Annotated in this window: 18 protein-coding genes and 2 tRNA genes; 8 read left to right on the top strand and 12 right to left on the bottom strand. The window is 69.7% G+C overall.

The annotated features are described in order from the left end of the window. Positions 1-27 precede the first annotated feature (27 nt). Positions 28-1,353 (bottom strand): S41 family peptidase, encoded by a 1,326-nt coding sequence (locus tag A4W93_RS20650; RefSeq protein WP_085752399.1) that lies wholly within the window; start codon positions 1,351-1,353, stop codon positions 28-30. 120 nt (positions 1,354-1,473) lie between these two features. Here A4W93_RS20650 and A4W93_RS20655 point away from each other — a divergent pair, with 120 nt between their 5' ends. After that, positions 1,474-4,269, top strand: coding sequence for a valine--tRNA ligase (locus A4W93_RS20655; RefSeq protein ID WP_085752400.1), 2,796 nt, complete (start codon positions 1,474-1,476; stop codon positions 4,267-4,269). Here A4W93_RS20655 and A4W93_RS20660 read toward each other — a convergent pair. Beyond that, the gene (locus tag A4W93_RS20660) at positions 4,211-5,188 is read right to left on the bottom strand and encodes an NAD(P)-dependent oxidoreductase (protein WP_085752401.1); all 978 of its coding nucleotides are present in this window, start codon (positions 5,186-5,188) and stop codon (positions 4,211-4,213) included. The genes A4W93_RS20655 and A4W93_RS20660 overlap by 59 nt on opposite strands. Before the next feature lie 150 nt (positions 5,189-5,338). On the opposite strand from A4W93_RS20660, the gene galU reads away from it, so the two are divergent. Beyond that, positions 5,339-6,205 carry a UTP--glucose-1-phosphate uridylyltransferase GalU gene (gene galU / locus A4W93_RS20665; RefSeq protein WP_085752402.1) on the top strand — a complete coding sequence of 289 codons (867 nt, stop codon included), beginning with the start codon at positions 5,339-5,341 and terminating at the stop codon, positions 6,203-6,205. A gap of 97 nt (positions 6,206-6,302) precedes the next feature. Here the strand turns inward: galU and A4W93_RS20670 are convergent, their stop codons facing one another. From A4W93_RS20670 to cysM, 3 genes are read right to left on the bottom strand one after another with little or no spacing between them, the layout of a single operon-like run. Further along, positions 6,303-6,539 (bottom strand): sulfurtransferase TusA family protein, encoded by a 237-nt coding sequence (locus A4W93_RS20670; RefSeq protein WP_085752403.1) that lies wholly within the window; start codon positions 6,537-6,539, stop codon positions 6,303-6,305. Further along, the gene (locus A4W93_RS20675; protein WP_085752404.1) at positions 6,536-7,093 is read right to left on the bottom strand and encodes an NUDIX domain-containing protein; all 558 of its coding nucleotides are present in this window, start codon (positions 7,091-7,093) and stop codon (positions 6,536-6,538) included. The genes A4W93_RS20670 and A4W93_RS20675 overlap by 4 nt, the downstream gene beginning before the upstream one ends. A gap of 4 nt (positions 7,094-7,097) precedes the next feature. After that, positions 7,098-8,003 (bottom strand): cysteine synthase CysM, encoded by a 906-nt coding sequence (cysM, locus tag A4W93_RS20680; RefSeq protein WP_085752405.1) that lies wholly within the window; start codon positions 8,001-8,003, stop codon positions 7,098-7,100. Positions 8,004-8,138: 135 nt separating this feature from the next. On the opposite strand from cysM, the gene A4W93_RS20685 reads away from it, so the two are divergent. Then, positions 8,139-9,533: a hypothetical protein gene (locus tag A4W93_RS20685; protein WP_085752406.1), complete on the top strand. Its 1,395-nt coding sequence runs from the start codon at positions 8,139-8,141 to the stop codon at positions 9,531-9,533. Positions 9,534-9,552: 19 nt separating this feature from the next. Here A4W93_RS20685 and A4W93_RS20690 read toward each other — a convergent pair whose 3' ends face one another. From A4W93_RS20690 to A4W93_RS20700, 3 genes are all read right to left on the bottom strand, one after another. Then, a complete protein-coding gene (locus tag A4W93_RS20690) occupies positions 9,553-9,795 on the bottom strand; it encodes a hypothetical protein (protein WP_085752407.1) in 243 nt (80 codons plus the stop codon). Between the two features lie 140 nt (positions 9,796-9,935). Beyond that, on the bottom strand, positions 9,936-10,178 hold the full coding sequence (locus tag A4W93_RS20695) for a hypothetical protein (protein ID WP_085752408.1): 243 nt from the start codon (positions 10,176-10,178) through the stop codon (positions 9,936-9,938). Positions 10,179-10,295: 117 nt separating this feature from the next. Beyond that, positions 10,296-10,379 (bottom strand) — tRNA-Leu (locus tag A4W93_RS20700). A 124-nt stretch (positions 10,380-10,503) separates the two neighbouring features. Here A4W93_RS20700 and A4W93_RS20705 point away from each other — a divergent pair. Continuing rightward, positions 10,504-11,058, top strand: a complete 555-nt coding sequence (locus tag A4W93_RS20705) for a rhomboid family intramembrane serine protease (protein ID WP_237357814.1) — start codon at positions 10,504-10,506, stop codon at positions 11,056-11,058. A 14-nt stretch (positions 11,059-11,072) separates the two neighbouring features. On the opposite strand, the gene A4W93_RS20710 is transcribed toward A4W93_RS20705, so the two are convergent. Then, positions 11,073-11,975: an SDR family oxidoreductase gene (locus A4W93_RS20710; RefSeq protein ID WP_085752410.1), complete on the bottom strand. Its 903-nt coding sequence runs from the start codon at positions 11,973-11,975 to the stop codon at positions 11,073-11,075. A gap of 59 nt (positions 11,976-12,034) precedes the next feature. On the opposite strand from A4W93_RS20710, the gene A4W93_RS20715 reads away from it, so the two are divergent. Next, positions 12,035-13,066: a CDP-6-deoxy-delta-3,4-glucoseen reductase gene (locus tag A4W93_RS20715; protein WP_085752411.1), complete on the top strand. Its 1,032-nt coding sequence runs from the start codon at positions 12,035-12,037 to the stop codon at positions 13,064-13,066. A gap of 15 nt (positions 13,067-13,081) precedes the next feature. Here A4W93_RS20715 and A4W93_RS20720 read toward each other — a convergent pair whose 3' ends face one another. The 3 genes from A4W93_RS20720 to A4W93_RS29795 all read right to left on the bottom strand — a co-directional run bounded on the left by A4W93_RS20720 (position 13,082) and on the right by A4W93_RS29795 (position 13,933). Then, the gene (locus A4W93_RS20720) at positions 13,082-13,318 is read right to left on the bottom strand and encodes a hypothetical protein (protein ID WP_085752412.1); all 237 of its coding nucleotides are present in this window, start codon (positions 13,316-13,318) and stop codon (positions 13,082-13,084) included. Continuing rightward, the gene (locus A4W93_RS20725; RefSeq protein WP_085752413.1) at positions 13,318-13,503 is read right to left on the bottom strand and encodes a hypothetical protein; all 186 of its coding nucleotides are present in this window, start codon (positions 13,501-13,503) and stop codon (positions 13,318-13,320) included. Before A4W93_RS20725 ends, A4W93_RS20720 begins: the two co-directional genes overlap by 1 nt. Positions 13,504-13,630: 127 nt before the next feature. Next, positions 13,631-13,933 (bottom strand): hypothetical protein, encoded by a 303-nt coding sequence (locus A4W93_RS29795; RefSeq protein ID WP_157131717.1) that lies wholly within the window; start codon positions 13,931-13,933, stop codon positions 13,631-13,633. 155 nt (positions 13,934-14,088) lie between these two features. On the opposite strand from A4W93_RS29795, the gene A4W93_RS20730 reads away from it, so the two are divergent. The 3 genes from A4W93_RS20730 (at position 14,089) to A4W93_RS20740 (ending at position 16,916) form a co-directional block, all read left to right on the top strand. Next, positions 14,089-14,163: transfer RNA gene (locus tag A4W93_RS20730), tRNA-Arg, on the top strand. Between the two features lie 99 nt (positions 14,164-14,262). After that, the gene (locus A4W93_RS20735; protein ID WP_085752414.1) at positions 14,263-15,192 is read left to right on the top strand and encodes a polysaccharide deacetylase family protein; all 930 of its coding nucleotides are present in this window, start codon (positions 14,263-14,265) and stop codon (positions 15,190-15,192) included. Next, a complete protein-coding gene (locus A4W93_RS20740; protein WP_085752415.1) occupies positions 15,192-16,916 on the top strand; it encodes an arsenate reductase/protein-tyrosine-phosphatase family protein in 1,725 nt (574 codons plus the stop codon). Before A4W93_RS20735 ends, A4W93_RS20740 begins: the two co-directional genes overlap by 1 nt. Positions 16,917-16,919: the final 3 nt, after the last annotated feature.

Consider the following 16,919-nt stretch of genomic DNA (forward strand, 5'->3'; position numbering starts at 1 on the left):
TCGCCGGGGTGACCACCGTTTCGGGAATCAGTCCGCGATCATCCCCGACCGCTGCCCCGGCTCCACGACGACCCGGTCCAGCGCCCGCAGGGGCCGCACCAGCGCGGACGACGGCTGCACCGGGCACGACCCGGTCTGCAGGTACGACAGCGCGGCCGCCGTGAGCGTTTCCGTCGCGTCGCCCAGGTTCTTCGAGAAGTCGTCCTTCACGGCGCAGGTGAGCGGCAGACCGCTGTAGTACTTGCCCTGGCCGGCGGCATTCAGGCTCTCGAAGTTGACGAGGCTGTAGACGTTGTCGCACACGTCCTGCGGCGAGAAGCCCACCGGCTTGCCGCAGCTGGCGCTGCCGATGGTGACCACGGTGGCGTACGGCTTCAGGCCGTTGACGACCATCTCGCTCGCCGAGCACGTGCGCGGGCCGGTCAGCACCACCACGCGCGGGAACGCGGTGCTGCCCTGGTTCGTGAAGGTGTAGTTCGCGTCGCGCAGCCCGCTGATGGGGTTGTAGGCCAGCCGCGTGAACAGAGCTCCCGCCCGTGTGGCGCCGGTCACCAGCGACCCGAGGTGGGTGGCCGTGGAGACGCGGCCGCCGCCGTTGTAGCGCAGGTCGAGGATGAGTTCGGTGGCACCCGCCTGGCGGAACTGGGTGATGGCCGCGGTCAGCGGGGCTTCGGCCTGCGTGACGAAATCCTTCAACGACAGGTAGCCCGCCTTCGCGCCGCCGGGCAACGTGAACACGGTGTTGGCCGTGACCGGCACGAGGTTGTAGCGGGCGCCGGTGAGCGTGACCGTGCGCTGCGCGCCGTTGGTCTCGAGCACGAGCGTCAGCACGTCGCCCTCGCGGGTGGGCGACAGCGAGGCGAAGTTGCCCGACTGCACGAGCTGCGAGGCCGCGATGCCGTTGGCGGCCACGACCGTGTCGCCGCGGGACACGCCCGCGGTGGCCGCCGGGCTGCCCGGGTCGACGTACCGCACCTTCAGCGGCAGCGTGCCCTCGGTGCCGTTGACGGAGACGCCGTAGCCGAGCGTGCGCCCCTCGACGAAGAACTCGTCGAAGGCGGAGCGGCTCTCGATGTAGCTGAAGCGGTCGCGCGGTTCGCTGGCATCGCCCTGGAACCGCAGCGCGTCGAGGTAGGCCTCGGGGTCGGCGTACCCCTCGGGCGACGGCGTGGGCGACTTGCCGGCCCAGAAGTAGTACTTCGCCATTTCGCCGCGCAGCCAGAGCTTCTCGTTGTTGATGGTGCACGCGAAGGACTTGCCGTCCTCGTAGTAGTCGTAGTCGTCGTCATCGCCGCCGCAGCTGGCCAGCAGGGCGAGCGCCGCGCAGGCCGCCGTTCGAAGCAGAAATCGCATGCAGGATCCTCCAGAGACCTCCCACGATATCAGCCCGGCGGCGGCACCTACAATCGACCCTTCCCCCGTTTCAGCCTGTTTCACCGAACCACCCCGCCCGGGGGCGTCCGGACCCGCACCATGACCGAACTCGCCAAATCGTTTGAGCCCGCCGCCATCGAAGCCCGCTGGGCCCCGCTGTGGGAGCAGAGCGGCCTGTACGAACCCACGCTCGACGCGTCGAAGCCGTCGTTCGCGATCCAGCTGCCGCCGCCCAACGTCACGGGCACGCTGCACATGGGCCATGCGTTCAACCAGACGATCATGGACTCGCTCACGCGCTACCACCGCATGCGCGGGCACAACACGCTGTGGGTCCCTGGCACCGACCACGCCGGCATCGCTACGCAGATCGTGGTCGAGCGCCAGCTGCAAGACAAGGGCCAGAGCCGCCACGACCTCGGCCGCAAGAACTTCGTCGCCCGCGTGTGGGAGTGGAAGGAACAGAGCGGCTCCACCATCACCCAGCAGATGCGCCGCATGGGCGACTCGGTGTCGTGGAAGCACGAGTACTTCACGATGGACCCGAACCTGTCGGCCGTCGTCACCGAAACCTTCGTGAAGCTGTACGAGGAAGGCCTGATCTACCGCGGCAAGCGCCTCGTGAACTGGGACCCGGTGTTGCGCTCGGCCGTGTCCGACCTGGAAGTGTCGAGCGAGGAGGAGGACGGTTCCCTCTGGCACATCCGCTACCCCCTGGCCGACGGCTCGGGCGAGGTGGTGGTCGCCACCACGCGCCCCGAGACCATGCTGGGCGACGTGGCCGTGATGGTGCACCCGGAGGACGAGCGCTACACCGCCCTCATCGGCCGTGAGGTGAAGCTGCCGCTCGTGGGCCGCAACATCCCCGTGATCGCCGACGAATACGTCGACCGCGAGTTCGGCACCGGCGTCGTGAAGGTCACCCCGGCCCACGACACGAACGACTACGCCGTGGGCCAGCGCCACAAGCTGCCGATGATCGGCGTGCTGAACCTCGACGCCACCGTCAACGACAACGCCCCCGAGGCCTACCGCGGCCTCGACCGCTTCGTGGCCCGCAAGCGCGTGGTGGCCGACCTGGAGGCGCAAGGCTTCCTCGTCGAGGTCAAGAAGCACAAGCTGATGGTGCCGCGCTGCGAGCGCACCGGCCAGGTCATCGAGCCCATGCTGACGGACCAGTGGTTCGTCGCCATGACCAAGGCCGGCGCCGACGGCACGAGCATCGCGCAGAAGGCCATCGACGTGGTCGAGAGCGGCGAGGTCAAGTTCTTCCCCGAGCAGTGGGTCAACACCTACAACCAGTGGATGAAGAACATCCAGGACTGGTGCATCTCGCGCCAGCTGTGGTGGGGCCACCAGATCCCGGCCTGGTACGGCACGGGCGGCGAACTCTTCGTCGCACGCGACGAGGCGGAAGCCCGCGCGAAGGCCACGGCCGCCGGCTACACCGGTGAACTGACCCGCGACGAGGACGTGCTCGACACGTGGTACTCGTCGGCCCTCGTGCCCTTCTCGTCGCTCGGCTGGCCGAACAAGACGAAGGAACTCGACCTCTTCCTGCCCTCCTCCGTGCTGGTCACGGGCTTCGACATCATCTTCTTCTGGGTCGCCAGGATGATCATGATGACGAAACACTTCACCGGCCAGGTGCCGTTCCGCCACGTCTACATCCACGGCCTCGTGCGCGACTCGCAGGGCAAGAAGATGAGCAAGTCGGAAGGCAACGTGCTCGACCCGGTCGACCTGATCGACGGCATCGCGCTCGGCCCCCTGCTCGACAAGCGTGTGGTGGGCCTGCGCAAGCCGGAGACGGCGCCGCGCGTGCGCAAGGACACCGAGAAGGAATTCCCGGACGGCATCCCCGCGTTCGGCGCCGATGCGCTGCGCTTCACGTTCGCGTCGCTCGCCAGCCTGGGCCGCAACATCAACTTCGACAGCAAGCGCTGCGAGGGCTACCGCAACTTCTGCAACAAGCTCTGGAACGCCACGAAGTTCGTGCTGATGAACTGCGAAGGCCAGGACTGCGGCGTCGACGAGTCGAAGCCGGTGGAACTGTCCCCATCCGACCGCTGGATCATCGGCGAGCTGCAACGCGTGGAGGCCGAGACCGCGAAGGGCTTTGCCGAGTACCGCCTCGACAACGTCGCCACCGCGCTGTACCAGTTCACCTATGAGTACTGCGATTGGTACGTCGAGATCGCCAAGGTGCAGATCCAGACCGGCAACGAGGCGCAGCAGCGCGCCACGCGCCGCACGCTGATCCGCACGATCGAGACGCTGCTACGCCTGCTGCACCCCATCACGCCGTTCGTCACGGCCGAGCTGTGGGAACGCGTGGCGCCGGTGGCCGGCCGCGCGGGCCCGAGCATCGTCACGGCGAAGTACCCCGAGGCCGACCTGTCCCGCATCGACCCGGAAGCCGACGCCTGGGTGGCCAAGCTGAAGCAGGTCGCGAGCGCCTGCCGCGTGCTGCGCAGCGAGATGCAGTTGCAGCCCGGCAACCGCGTGCCGCTGAACACCTTCGGAGACCGCGAGTTCCTGACCGCCGCGGCGCCGCTGCTGAAGGCGCTGGCGAAGCTGTCGGAGGTCAACGTGCTGGCCGACGAGGCCGCGTTCGTGGCGGCCACCAGCCTGTCGCCGGTGACCAACGTGGGCGACGCCCGCCTCGCCCTGCACGTCGAGATCGACGTGGCCGCCGAGCGGGTGCGCGTCGGCAAGGAGATCACGCGCCTGGAAGGCGAAGTCGCCAAGGCGCAGGCCAAGCTGTCGAACGAGAGTTTCGTGGCCCGGGCCAAGCCCGAGGTGGTGGATCAGGAGCGCGCGCGCATCGCCGACTTCACGGCGACTCTGGCTCGGCTGCGAGATCAAGCGGCTCGCCTGGCGCAGTCGGCCTGAACTCGGGCGGCGCCACCGGCGTCGCCATGAGCAGCTCGTCGATGCGGCGGGCCACGGCCCACGCGCTGCGCAGCCGCGACTCGCGCGTGGTGCTGGCCAGGCGTGGCGTGATCTGCAGGTTGCCGATGCCGTGCAGCGGGCGGCCCTCGTCGAGGGCGCCCGGCTCCAGGCTGTCGATCCAGCCGGCGGCCATGCGGCCGCTGCGCAGTGCGTCGGCGAGCGACTTCTCGTCGAACACGCCGGAGTGGGACACGCTCACCATCACCTGGTTCGGCTTGCACCACGGCAGCAGCCGCTCGCCGATCAGGCCCTGGTAGCGCGTGAAGTAGTTCAGCTGCACGGCGAGTGCGTCGCTCGTCTCGATCAGTTCGCGCAGCGGCATGGGGGCCACCTTCCAGCGGTCCCAGACGCCGTCGCTCGCGTGCAGCGAGGGCTCGTAGCCGATCACCCGGCAGCCGAAGCCGCTCAGCATCGAGGCCATCGCGCGCGCGGCCGGCGGCATGCCGATCAGGCCCACCGTGCACGCGCCCAGCTCGCGGCCCACGCGCATGCCGTCGGCGCCCTCCACGGGCACCCGGCGCAGCATGGAGAGGATGGCGCCGATCATGAACTCGGCCTCGGCCTGGGCGGTGGCGGTGGCGCTGCGCACCACCTCGATGCCGGCGCGCTGGCAGGCTTCGGCATCGATGTTCTCGGCGCCGCTGTTGATGCGGCCCACGGCGCGCATCATGGGGGCGAGCGGCAGGGTCTTCGCGCCGAAGGCCACGGACGCGGGGAGGATCAGCGCGCGCACGTTGCACAGGGCGAGGCGGAAGGCCTTCAGGTCCTGGGCCAGTTCGGGTGCGTAGCGCACCGTGTGCCGCGACTCGAGCCACTGCCTGACTTCCGCGTCCAGCGTGTCGACGATCAGCAAGTCCATAGGGTTGTCACGCAGTCTCGGTAAAACGGCCGGGCCGGATTCCTGTTCCGGGCCATGACACAATGTTTTTTCTGGGTCGCTGACCGCTGACCCACGCTCACCCACCTGATCACCCGCTCGTCCACTCACCCACTCGAAACGCTGCGCACCATGTCAGTCACCAAGGCAATCTTCCCCGTGGCCGGTCTCGGCACCCGCTTCCTTCCCGCCACGAAGGCCCAGCCGAAGGAAATGCTGCCGGTGGTGGACAAGCCGCTGATCCAGTACGCCGTGGAGGAAGCCTATGCCGCCGGCGTGCGGGAGATGATCTTCGTCACCGGCCGGCACAAGCGCCCCATCGAAGACCACTTTGACATGACTTTCGAGCTCGAGGTAGCCCTCGAACAGGCGGGTAAGCAGGAGTTGCTGGACGTGGTACGGAGCGTCAAGCCCGACGACATGGAGTGCATCTACGTGCGCCAGCCGCAGGCCCTGGGCCTCGGCCACGCCGTGCTGTGCGGCCAGCGCCTCGTGGGCAACGAACCGTTCGCCGTGCTGCTCGCGGACGACCTGATGGTGGGTGATCGTCCGGTGCTCAAGCAGATGGTGGAGCAGTACAACGAGTGGCGCGTGTCCATCCTCGCCGTGCAGGAAGTGCCGGCGGAACACACACGCCGCTACGGCATCGTGGCGGGAACGGCCATCAACGACCGCCTGATGGACGTCAACCGCATGGTGGAAAAGCCGGCGCCGGAAGATGCGCCGTCGCGCCTGGGCGTGGCCGGCCGCTACATCCTGACCCCCGGCGTCTTCCACGAGATCGCCAACCAGCCGCGCGGCGTGGGCGGCGAGATCCAGCTGACCGACGGCATCGCCGGCCTGCTGCGCCGCGAGAAGGTGTTCGCGTACAGCTACGAAGGCAAGCGCTACGACTGCGGCAGCAAGGAGGGGTTCCTGCAGGCCAACGTGGAGCTGGCGCTGAAGCACCCGGTGCTGGGCCCGGGCTTCCGCGACTACCTGCGCACGCTCGAGATCTGAAAAACGGTCATCCCGGCGAACGCCGGGATCCACCGGTGAACAGCGCGCCCCGCCCGCAGTGGGCCCCGGCGTTCGCCGGGGTGACGGGCATCGGGGTTCAGCGCCGCCGCAGGTAGTGCACGAACTCGCCGCCTTCGGCGGTCTGCTCGATCAGCTCGTTGCCCGTCTGCCGGGCGAACGCCTGGAAATCGCGCGTGGACCCGGGGTCGGTGGCCACCACCTTCAGCACGTCGCCGCTGTGCATGTCCGCCAGTGCCTTCTTGGCCTTCAGGATGGGCAGCGGGCAGTTCATGCCGCGGGTGTCGATTTCCTTGTGGACGGTGGGTGCGTTCATGTCGATTCTCGCGGCGAGCCGGCCGGGGGCCACTCGAGCCATTGGGGTTCGATGCCGCGCGAGCGCAGCCAGTCGGCCACCGCCTGGCCCGTGCCGGCGGGCCAGCACTTCACCTTCTCGGGCGGCACCAGCTTGTACTCGGCCAGTTCGGGCGACAGCGTCACCTCGCCGCGCGCCACGACGTGGTACGCGATGATGACCTGGTTCATGCGCTGGAAGTCGTAGACCCCCACCAGGTTCACGGCCTCGGCGGTGAGTGCCGTTTCCTCGAACACCTCGCGGGCGATGCCCTCCTGCGGCGTCTCGCCCGCTTCCATGAAGCCGGTGACGAGGCCGAACATCTTCTGCGGCCACGCGGCGTTGCGGGCCAGCAGCAGCTGGCCGCCCGCCTCGGGCAGCTCGATCACGGCGGCGAGCACCGGGGTCGGGTTGTTCCAGTGGGTCCAGCCGCAGGACGGGCAACGCGTGCGCTCCTTCGGGCCGCCATCCTCGACTTCGGTGATGCGCTGCAGCGCGGTGGCGCAGTTGGGGCAGAAGTGGAATGCGTGGACCATGGCGTCAGGCCGGGAAGACGCCGGTGGAGAGGTAGCGGTCGCCGCGGTCGCAGACGATGAACACGATGGTCGCGTTCTCGACCCGCTTGGCGACTTCGAGCGCGGCCCAGCAGGCGCCCGCCGCGGAGATGCCCGCGAACAGGCCGTCCTCGCGGGCGAGGCGCCGCACCATGTCCTCGGCGTTCTCCTGGCTCACCTCGATGGTCTCGTCGATGTTCGTCGGGTCGTAGATCTTCGGCATGTAGGCCTCGGGCCACTTGCGGATGCCGGGGATGCGCGAACCCTCGCTCGGCTGCGCGCCGATCACCTGGATGGCCGGGTTCTTCTCCTTCAGGAACTTCGACGTGCCGGTGATGGTGCCGGTGGTGCCCATCGCGCTCACGAAGTGCGTGATGCGGCCGTCGGTGTCCTTCCAGATCTCGGGGCCCGTGGATTCGTAGTGGGCGCGCGGGTTGTCGGGGTTGCCGAACTGGTCGAGCACCCGGCCCTTGCCCTCGCGCTGCATCTGCTCGGCGAGGTCACGGGCGTATTCCATGCCGCCGCTGCGGGGCGTCAGCACGAGTTCCGCGCCGAAGGCCTTCATGGTCTGCGCGCGTTCGATGCTCAGGTCCTCCGGCATGATCAGGACCATGCGGAAGCCGCGCACGGCCGCGGCCATCGCCAGGGCGATGCCGGTGTTGCCGGACGTGGCCTCGATCAGCGTGTCGCCGGGGCGGATCTCGCCGCGCTCCTCGGCGCGCTTGATCATGCTGATGGCGGGACGGTCCTTGACCGAGCCGGCCGGGTTGTTGCCCTCGAGCTTGCCGAGGATGACGTTGCCGCGCCGGTCGTTCTCCGCGCCGGGCACACGCACCAGCCGCACCAGCGGGGTGTTGCCGATCGAGTCTTCGAGTGTCTTGTAGGTCTTCATGCGCTCTCCTGCCGCCATTGTCGCAGGAGCGGGAGAACCCGGCCGGCATGCGGAATCTCGGGCTGCACCTCGTTACCGCCCCCCTCGCCGGCTCCGGTACGCTTCGCTCCACAAAAGGAACCCAGGGAGAGAGGGATGGACCGTTCGAAACACTGGCACGTGGCCGCGCTGCTGGGCGCCGTCGCGTGCCTGGCCACCGCGGGGTGTGGGGGTGGAGGCTCCGACACACCCGCCACGCCGCCGGCCCCGGCCGTGACACCGTCGCCACCGGCCGCGGCGCCGCCCGCCTCCGCGCCCCCGTCGGCACCGGCGTCCGCCCTCACCCCGGCTTGCGCGAACTTCTACACCACCGCCTTCACGCTGTCCGGCACCCGCACCACCGATCCCATCGCCACGCTCGCCAAGCCCGCGAAGGGCGCGGCCTTCGCGGAACCCGCGTACGGCACGTGTGTCGTGCGGTCCACCGACCACGCGGCCGACGGTGTCGCCGGCTTCACCCGCAACGACTACTCGCGCCGCCAGGCCTTCAACGCCACCGGCACCCACTACCTCGCCTACGCGCTGAACGGCAGCTGGCACCTGTACGAGACCGCCACGCGGCAGCGCGTCAAGGTGCTGCCCGGCCCCGGCGGCGATGCCGAGCCGCAGTGGCACGCCACCGACGGCGACAAGCTCTACTACCTGCCCACCAACGGCGTCGGCATGAAGGTGAACGAGCTCACGGTGTCCACCGGCGCCACGCGCGTGGTGGGCGACCTGGGCGCCCGCCTGAAGGCCCGCTGGCCGGCCGCCGCGGTGGCGTGGACCAAGTCCGAAGGCGCACCGTCGCGCGACCAGCGTTACTGGTGCTTCATGGTCGAGGACGTGAACTTCGGCACCCTCGGCGTGGCCACGTGGGACCGCGACACCGACAGCCTCGTGGGCACGATGAACACGAACGGCGACCGCCCCGACCACGTCAGCATGAGCCCGAGCGGCGACTGGTGCGTGGTGTCCGGCGACGGCGCGCGCGGCACGGTCGCGTACTCGCGGGACTTCTCGCAACAACGCAAGCTGCTCGCGAAGTCCGAGCACTCCGACATCGCGATCGGCGCGAACGGCGACGACCTCTACGTCTCGGTCGACTACCAGTCGGCCCAGGGCGACCTCTTCATGATCAACCTGCGCACCGGCGAACGCACGGCGCTGCTGCCCACCTACCTCGCGGGCACCACCAACGCGCTGCACATCTCGGGCAAGGGCTACGACAAGCCGGGCTGGGTGATCGTGTCGGTCTACGCGGGTTTCATTCCCGCCGGCGGCAGCCGGCAGTGGATGCACGACAAGGTCTTCGCGATGGAACTCAAGGCCTCGCCGCGCACGTTCAACCTCGCGTTCCACCGCTCGCTCTACAACGAGTACTGGACGGAACCGCACGCGACCGTCAGCCGCGACTTCACGAAGGTGCTGTTCAACTCGAACTGGAACACCGGCAGCAAGGACGACGTGGACGCCTACATGGTGGAACTGCCGGCGGACGCGGTGAAGTGACGGCCACGGCGCGCGGGGCTCAGGCCTTCCGCGCGTCGACCCCTGCCACGCCCGAATCGATCAGGTAGCGCGCGCCCACCTGGGCCTCGCGGATGGCCGAGGCCAGGTTGGGCGCGGGGCCCACGTCGCCCGGCGAATGCTCGACGCCGTCGATCCGGAGGAACCAGTTCCAACGCCCGCCTCCGGCATCGGAAAGAACGATCTCCACCGCGTGGCCACGGTGGACGAACGCGGTCGCGTCCTCGGGTACTTCGTACGACATCGGAATCCTCTTCGCCTTCTCGCAACAACGATGGGGCGCGAGGTTCCGCGAATCGGCGAAACGCCGCAACCCCTTGGCTGGAGGACCTGGGGTTCAGGCGAGCGGAGGGCGTGAGTTCCGGCACGCTCCGGAACAGGCGCCTAAGGCGTCAGGTCCCACTGGGACTGCGCCTGGGCGATCACCGCGCGGATGCTGGCGAGGTACGCGTGGCCATTGCCCACGTGATCGATCGTCCAGTTGGGACCTTCGCCCGGCGGGTCGATCAGGTGCACGGGAAAGCCGACTTCGACGGCCTCCCCGTCCTCGACCACGGCGGGAATCTCGTGGACCAGACGCGCCACCTCGTCATGAATCTCGTGGGCCGTTTTCGCGATCCTCGTCATCAGCGTCTCCCGTGGATGGATGGCCCCATCATGAACCAGGCGCGCGAAGACGGTCTCCGGTGGAACCCGGGTGGCGACGAGGGTATGGGAGCGGGAGCGTGTGGCAGGGTCTGGCCCTGGTGCCCCGGGTCGGACTCGAACCGACACTCCTTGCGGAACCGGATTTTGAGTCCGGCGCGTCTACCATTTCACCACCGGGGCCGGTGCGAGCGGAACGGAACATTCTGCCACACGCCCGGGTCGGAACCCGAGCGCCCGGGGCCGATCCGCAAACCGGGTACCCTAGCGCCTTTGCTGACTTCTCCGGACCCCGCGCATGCCCCCGATGCCCCCCGTGACCCAAGCCCTGCTGCTCATCAACGTGGGCATGTTCTGCGCGCAGTACCTCCTCAACCTGCAGGCGCTCGCGCTGTGGCCGATCGACCGCGGCTTCCTGCCGTGGCAGATCGTCACGTACAGCGTGCTGCACGCCGACATGTTCCAGCTGTTCTTCAACTCGCTCGGGCTCTGGATGTTCGGGGCCGAGCTGGAACGCGTGTGGGGCGGCAAGCGGTTCACGCAGTTCTGGCTCGCAAGCGTCGTCACGGGCGCATTCACGCAGCTGGCGCTGTCCGCGGCCCTGGGATGGGGCAACCCGACGGTGGGTGCGTCGGGCGGCCTGTTCGGCCTGCTGCTCGCGTTCGGCATGATGTTCCCGAACCAGGTCATCATGCCGCTGTTCCCGCCCATCCCGATGAAGGCGAAGGTCTTCGTGGTGGTGTTCGGCGCCCTGGCGCTCGTGCTCGGCCTCATGGCCCGCAGCGCGCACCTGGGCGGCATGATCGGCGCCTTCCTGATGATCCAGTACTGGCGCGGCCGCCCGCCGTTCGGCCGGCGCTGAGCTCCGAACGCCCGTCAGGCGACCAGCCCTTCCCGCACCGTCGGGTAGCGCAGCACGAGGCGCAGTTCCGCCACGAGCCGCCGGTTGTCGAGCCGGCGCGACTCGCTCCAGAACGACATCTGCATGGGCGACATCGTGCGCTCCGCCTCGGCGCGCGTGATGCGCGGTGGCCGCGGCAGGCCGCACAGGTCCGCGGCCAGGTCGAAGTACTCGCCCATGCGCAGGTCGGTGTGGTCGCTCGCGTGCACGATGCGCTGCGGCAGGCCGCGGTGCAGCGCCGCCACGCAGGCGCGGGCGAGGTCGTCGGCGTGGATGTGGTTCGTGAAGACGTCGTCCTCGGCCACCAGCACCGGCGTGGCCTTCGCGAGGCGCTCGCGCGGGTGGCCCCCAGGGCGATCGCCCGCATAGATGCCGGGGATGCGCAGCACCGTGGCGCGCACGCCGGCGCGGCGGCCGAACCACCGCACGCGGGCCTCGGCGTCGACCCGCCGCCGTGCGCGGTCGGTGGCCGGGTTCACGGCGCGGGTCTCGTCGAACCGCGCGCCGCCCGCATCACCGTACACGCCGGTGGTGCTGCCGTAGACGAGGCGTCGCACGCGGCCCTGGCGCGACAGCGCGTCCAGCAGGTGGCGGGTGCGTTCGTCGGTGTCGCCGTCGCGCGCGGGCGGCGCGAGGTGCAACACGGCATCGGCGAGGCCCGCGAGCCGGCCCAGCGTGGCGGGCGTGTCGAGGTCACCCACCAGCGGCACCGCGCCGGCCGCGCGCAGCTCGGGTGCGCGGGCCGCCGTGGACGTCAGCGCCAGCACGCGCCAGCGCCCCGCGAGCAGCCGGACGACACGCAGGCCCACGTCACCACACCCCACGATCAACAGGACGGGCCGGCGGAAGCGGGTGGGACGGGTGGACGGCGTGGGCATGGGATCGCGGGCAAAATCGGGGTGTGGAAGATGAGCGAATTGCCGGAAGAGATTACCCCATGACATTCAACGTCACCGTGTTGCCGAGCGGTGTGAGCTTCGAGGTGGACCGCAACGAACCCATCCTGGCCGCGGCCATCGAGAAGGGCATCGGCCTGCCGTACGGCTGCAAGGACGGCGCGTGCGGCTCCTGCAAGTGCCGCCTCGTGGAAGGCCGTGTCATCCACGGCGCCCACCAGGCCAAGGCGCTGAGCGCCGAGGAAGAGGAAGCCGGCATGGTGCTCACCTGCGTGGCCGCGCCGCAGACCGACGTGGTGCTCGAGGCCCGCACGGTGGCGGGCGCGGGCGAGTTCCCGGTGCGCAAGATGCCGAGCCGTGTGATCAGCATCGACAAGCCCGCGCCCGACGTCGCCATCATCAAGCTGCAGCTGCCGGCGAACGACAAGCTCGCGTACCACGCGGGCCAGTACATCGAGTTCATCCTGCGCGACGGCAGCCGCCGCAGCTACAGCATGGCCACCGCACCGCACACGCAGGAGACACAGCCGGGCATCGAGCTGCACATCCGCCACATGCCCGGCGGCAAGTTCACCGAACACGTGTTCCACGGCATGGCGCCGAAGGAGATCCTGCGGCTCGAAGGGCCGTTCGGCAGCTTCTTCCTGCGCGAGGACGCGCCCGGCCCGGTCATCCTGCTCGCCAGCGGCACGGGCTTCGCGCCCATCAAGGCCATCGTGGAACACATGCGCCACAAGGGCGACGCGCGTCCCGTGCACCTGTACTGGGGCTGCCGCAGCCTCGTCGACCTCTACGCGCACGCCTGGCTCGTGGAGGCCGCGCGCACGACGCCGCAGCTGACGTACGTGCCGGTGCTGAGCGAGCCGAAGCCCACGGACGAATGGACCGGCCGAACCGGCTTCGTCCACCTGGCGGTGATGGCGGACTTCCCCGACCTCTCGCAGCACCAGGTGTATGCGTGCGGCGCGCCCATCATGGTGGAGACGGCGCAGCGGGAGTTCGTGACGCACCGCGGGCTGCCGCCCGACAACTTCTACGCCGACTCCTTCACGAGCGAAGCGGACAAGCACTGAGGCCCGGCCGCGGCCTCACCCCCGCTCGGCCACGAACGGCTGCTCGATCTGGAACTCCCCGGCGGTGTCCTTCACGATCCGCACGATGACGGGCAACATGTCATCGGGGCCCACCCAGGTGGAGCCGCCGCGGGCACGCTCCCAGTCCCCTCGCGGGATCGCGACGAACTCGACCCCGGGCTTCCAGGCCGGGTCGGCCTGCAGGCGGCGGTTGAGTTCGGCGATGTACTGGTCGTTGGTGAGCGAGGCCACTACAGCTCCAGGTGCATCTGGTGCTCTTCGTCGTGGGGATGCAGCGTGGCGAGCGCCTTCTCGGTGGCCACGATCTCGTCGGCGATGCGATCGATCTTCGGCCGGTTCCAGGCCGGAGCGGCATAGGCCTCTTCCAGCTCGTTGCGAAGGCGGTGGTATTTGCCCGTCAGTTCAGTGAATCCCATCGAAGGCTCCTTTTGGGTCTCTGCTGCGGTGCAGTATGACCCAAGTGGAAACCCTAGGGTGTAGGACAACAGGCGTCACGAGGGGTGAGATTGTCGCAACGGTGTGTCGCGTGGGGCCGACGTGGCCTCACCGCGACATCGAACCGAGCAGGCCCCAGGCCCAGCCGGCCACCAGGGGCGCCAGCAGCACGATGGCCAACCAGACCACGGCATGGCGAACCCAGCGGGCACGCCGGTACCGCAGGCGGCGCCCGGGCCCCAGCAATCCGTCGGAGGTGGTGAAACTGACACGGCCGGTGAGTTCTCCCGGGCGTGTCGATCGCGCCGCCGCAGCGGCACGGTGAGGGGCGGCACTCGAAGGCGGGATCACGCGGCCTCCAACGGCCGACCAGCCCTGCCCCCGCATCCCCACGGCGATGTCGTCGGTCATCACGATTCTCCCCAACCCGCCGGAACGGTCCGGCCCCGACGCCAGTGTGAAGGCCACTCTTCGGCCACCGGGTAGGCGCTGGGCGCGGCCGCTTGTCGGCGCCGTCCGACAAGGCTCACTCCCACCGGCGCTTAGAATGCCGTGCCCTGCGCTCCCTCGCCGTAGTTCAATGGATAGAACGGCCGCCTCCTAAGCGGCAAATACAGGTTCGATTCCTGTCGGCGGGACCAGCCACTTTGCGGCAAAGTGCCAGCAGGCGCAGGACGGAAGGCATCAACAGGCGCGACAGACGCCGATGCCCCACGCGACTCAGGGAGAGAAGAGGGACCATGAAGAGGCATGTGGTGCGGCTGGCGCACGAGATCTCGCACGTCACGGGCATGGCCCTGCGCAAGGCGCGGGCCATCAGGCAGCCGCGGGTGCTGATGTACCACACCGTGGACCCCGAGGGCATTCCAACGGACGTCTTCAGGGCGCAGCTCGACGTCATCCGCCGGGAATTCGAACCCATCTCTCTGCCCACGCTGCTCTCCCGGTACCGCGACGGCCGCTGCACGGGCCGCGAGGTCGCCCTCACCTTCGACGACGGGGTCCGCAACCACCTGAGCACCGCCTACCCGTTGCTGCGGGAAGCGGACGTTCCCGCCACGTTTTTCCTCTGCTCCGGCCTGATCGACTCCGGCCAGTGGGTCTGGAACACCGAGGCCCGTGCCCGGCTGCAGGGCCTGGGTGCGGCCGAACGCAAGGCGCTGGCCACCCGCGAGGGATGGCCGGTCCACGCCGTCGAGGCGCTCGTCGAATGGGCCAAGGGCCTCGCACCGGACCGGCGCGAGGCGTTCGAGAGTGCCGTGCGCGCCCACACGCCGGCGTTCGAGCCCACGCCGATGCAGCAGGACCTGTTCGCCCCGATGACGTGGGACGAGGTTCATTCGCTGGATCCGGCCCTCATCACGATCGGCAGCCACACGGTGTCCCACCCCATCCTGACCACGCTGTCGGCCCGGGAGCAGACCGAGGAGCTGACGGCGAGCCGCGCCCGGCTCGAGGCGCAGCTCGGCCGCGAGGTCGACATCTTCTGCTACCCGAATGGCGACTCGGATCCGGCCGTGGTCGAGGCCGTGCGCAAGTCCTACCGCTGGGCGGTGACCACCGAGGAGTCCTTCTGGGGGCCGGGCCACGACCTGTGCCGGCTGCCCCGGATCCCGGCGGCACCGCACCACGCCTTGTTCGTGCGGCGGATGCACAAGCCCACCTCCTGATGAGCACGCCCACCCGCCCCGCCCCACGGGCCGTGGCCCTGGTCCTCGACGGCCACAGCCGCGCGGCCGCCGAGACCGTGCTGGCCCTGCCCCGCGACGTCGAGGTCCACGTGTCGGCCGCGTCGGACGACTGCCTGTGTTTCGCCTCGCCCCGCGTGGCGCAGCGCCTGAGGCAGCCCGCCGACCCCGCCGAGTTCCTCGTGTGGCTGCAACAGCTGGACGCGCAGCACGGCTACGCCCTGATCGTGCCGGTCACGGAAACCTCGCTGATCGCGCTCAAGTCGCACGCCGTGCCCGCGGCCCTGCGCGCGAAGGCCGTCATCGGCGACGAGGCCTCGATCGACGTGGCCCTGAGCAAGGACCACACGGTGCGCGTGGCCGAAGGCCTGGGCATCCGCGTGCCGAAGGGCCGGCTGGTCACGGACGCAGCCGCAGTGACCACGGCCGCCTCGTTCCCCGCGGTGGTCAAGCCGGTGCACAGCAAGGTGCGCATCGACGGCCACCTGCGCACGATCGAGGCTCGCATCTGCGCCGACGAGCAGGCCCGCCAGGCCGCGTTCCGCGAGATGCTGCCGCACACCCCGGTGGTCGAGCAGGAATACTTCGCGGGCCGTGGCGTGGGCGTGGAGGCCCTCTTCGAACACGGCGAGCCGCGCTGGGTCTTCGCCCACGAACGGCTCCACGAGATGCCGCTCACCGGCGGCGCCAGCACGTACCGGCGCGCCATCGAGCCGCCGGCCGCGGTGCGCGAGGCCGCCCTCGCCCTGCTGCGCCACCTGCGCTGGCACGGCGTCGCGATGGTCGAGTTCAAGGTCTCGCCCGACGGGCAGGACTACCGCCTGATCGAGATCAACCCGCGCCTGTGGGGATCGCTGCCGCTCGCCGTGGGCGCCGGCGTCAACTTCCCGCTGGGCCTGCTGCGGCTGGCCACCGGCACGCCCGTGGGCCCGCAGCCCCGGCCCACGCGCTGCCGCTACATGCGCCACGTGTCGAACGACGTGCGCTGGTTCGTGCAGTCGTGGAAACGGCGCCACGACCCCCTGCTGGTCAAGCGACTGGACGCCGGGGACTTCCTCGGCCTGCTGCGCCCGCTGTGGGGCGCCGAGCGCTGGGACCTCTTCCGCTGGAACGACCGCACCCTGTGGTGGGCCGCCACGCGCGACCTGTTCCAGGGCATCACGAACCGACTGAACCGCTGGCGCGCCGGCCGCGCCGCCCGCGCGAACTGGTCGCGGCTCGCGCCGGACTGGCGCGCCGGCCGCATCGAGCGCGTGCTGGTGCTCTGCTACGGCAACATCTGCCGCAGCCCCGTGGTGGGCCTGATGCTCGCCGACGCGCTGCCGGGCGTGCAGGTGCGCAGCGCCGGCATGCACCCGAAGACCGGCCGCACGTCGCCCGCGGCGTGGGCCGAGACGGTGCGGGACACGCTGTCGGTGGACCTCGCCGACCACCGCTCGCAGCAGGCGGGCGAGGCCGACATGGCCTGGGCCCAGCTGGTGATCGCGATGGACACCGAGAACTGGGAGGCCATCGAGCGGACGTTCCCCACGCACCTGCCGCGGGTCACGCTGCTGTCGGCGATGGCGGAACAGGGAGGTGGCAGCGAGGTGCCCGACCCCTACAACAAGCCGGGGCCGGAGATGCGCGCGATCGCGGAGACCATTCGCCGCTGCGTGAGCCGCGCGATCGGTGCGTTCCCGCTGCGCCCGGGATCCCCGGGCTGACCT

The sequence above is a fragment of the Piscinibacter gummiphilus genome (assembly GCF_002116905.1).
Lineage (GTDB): Bacteria > Pseudomonadota > Gammaproteobacteria > Burkholderiales > Burkholderiaceae_C > Rhizobacter > Rhizobacter gummiphilus.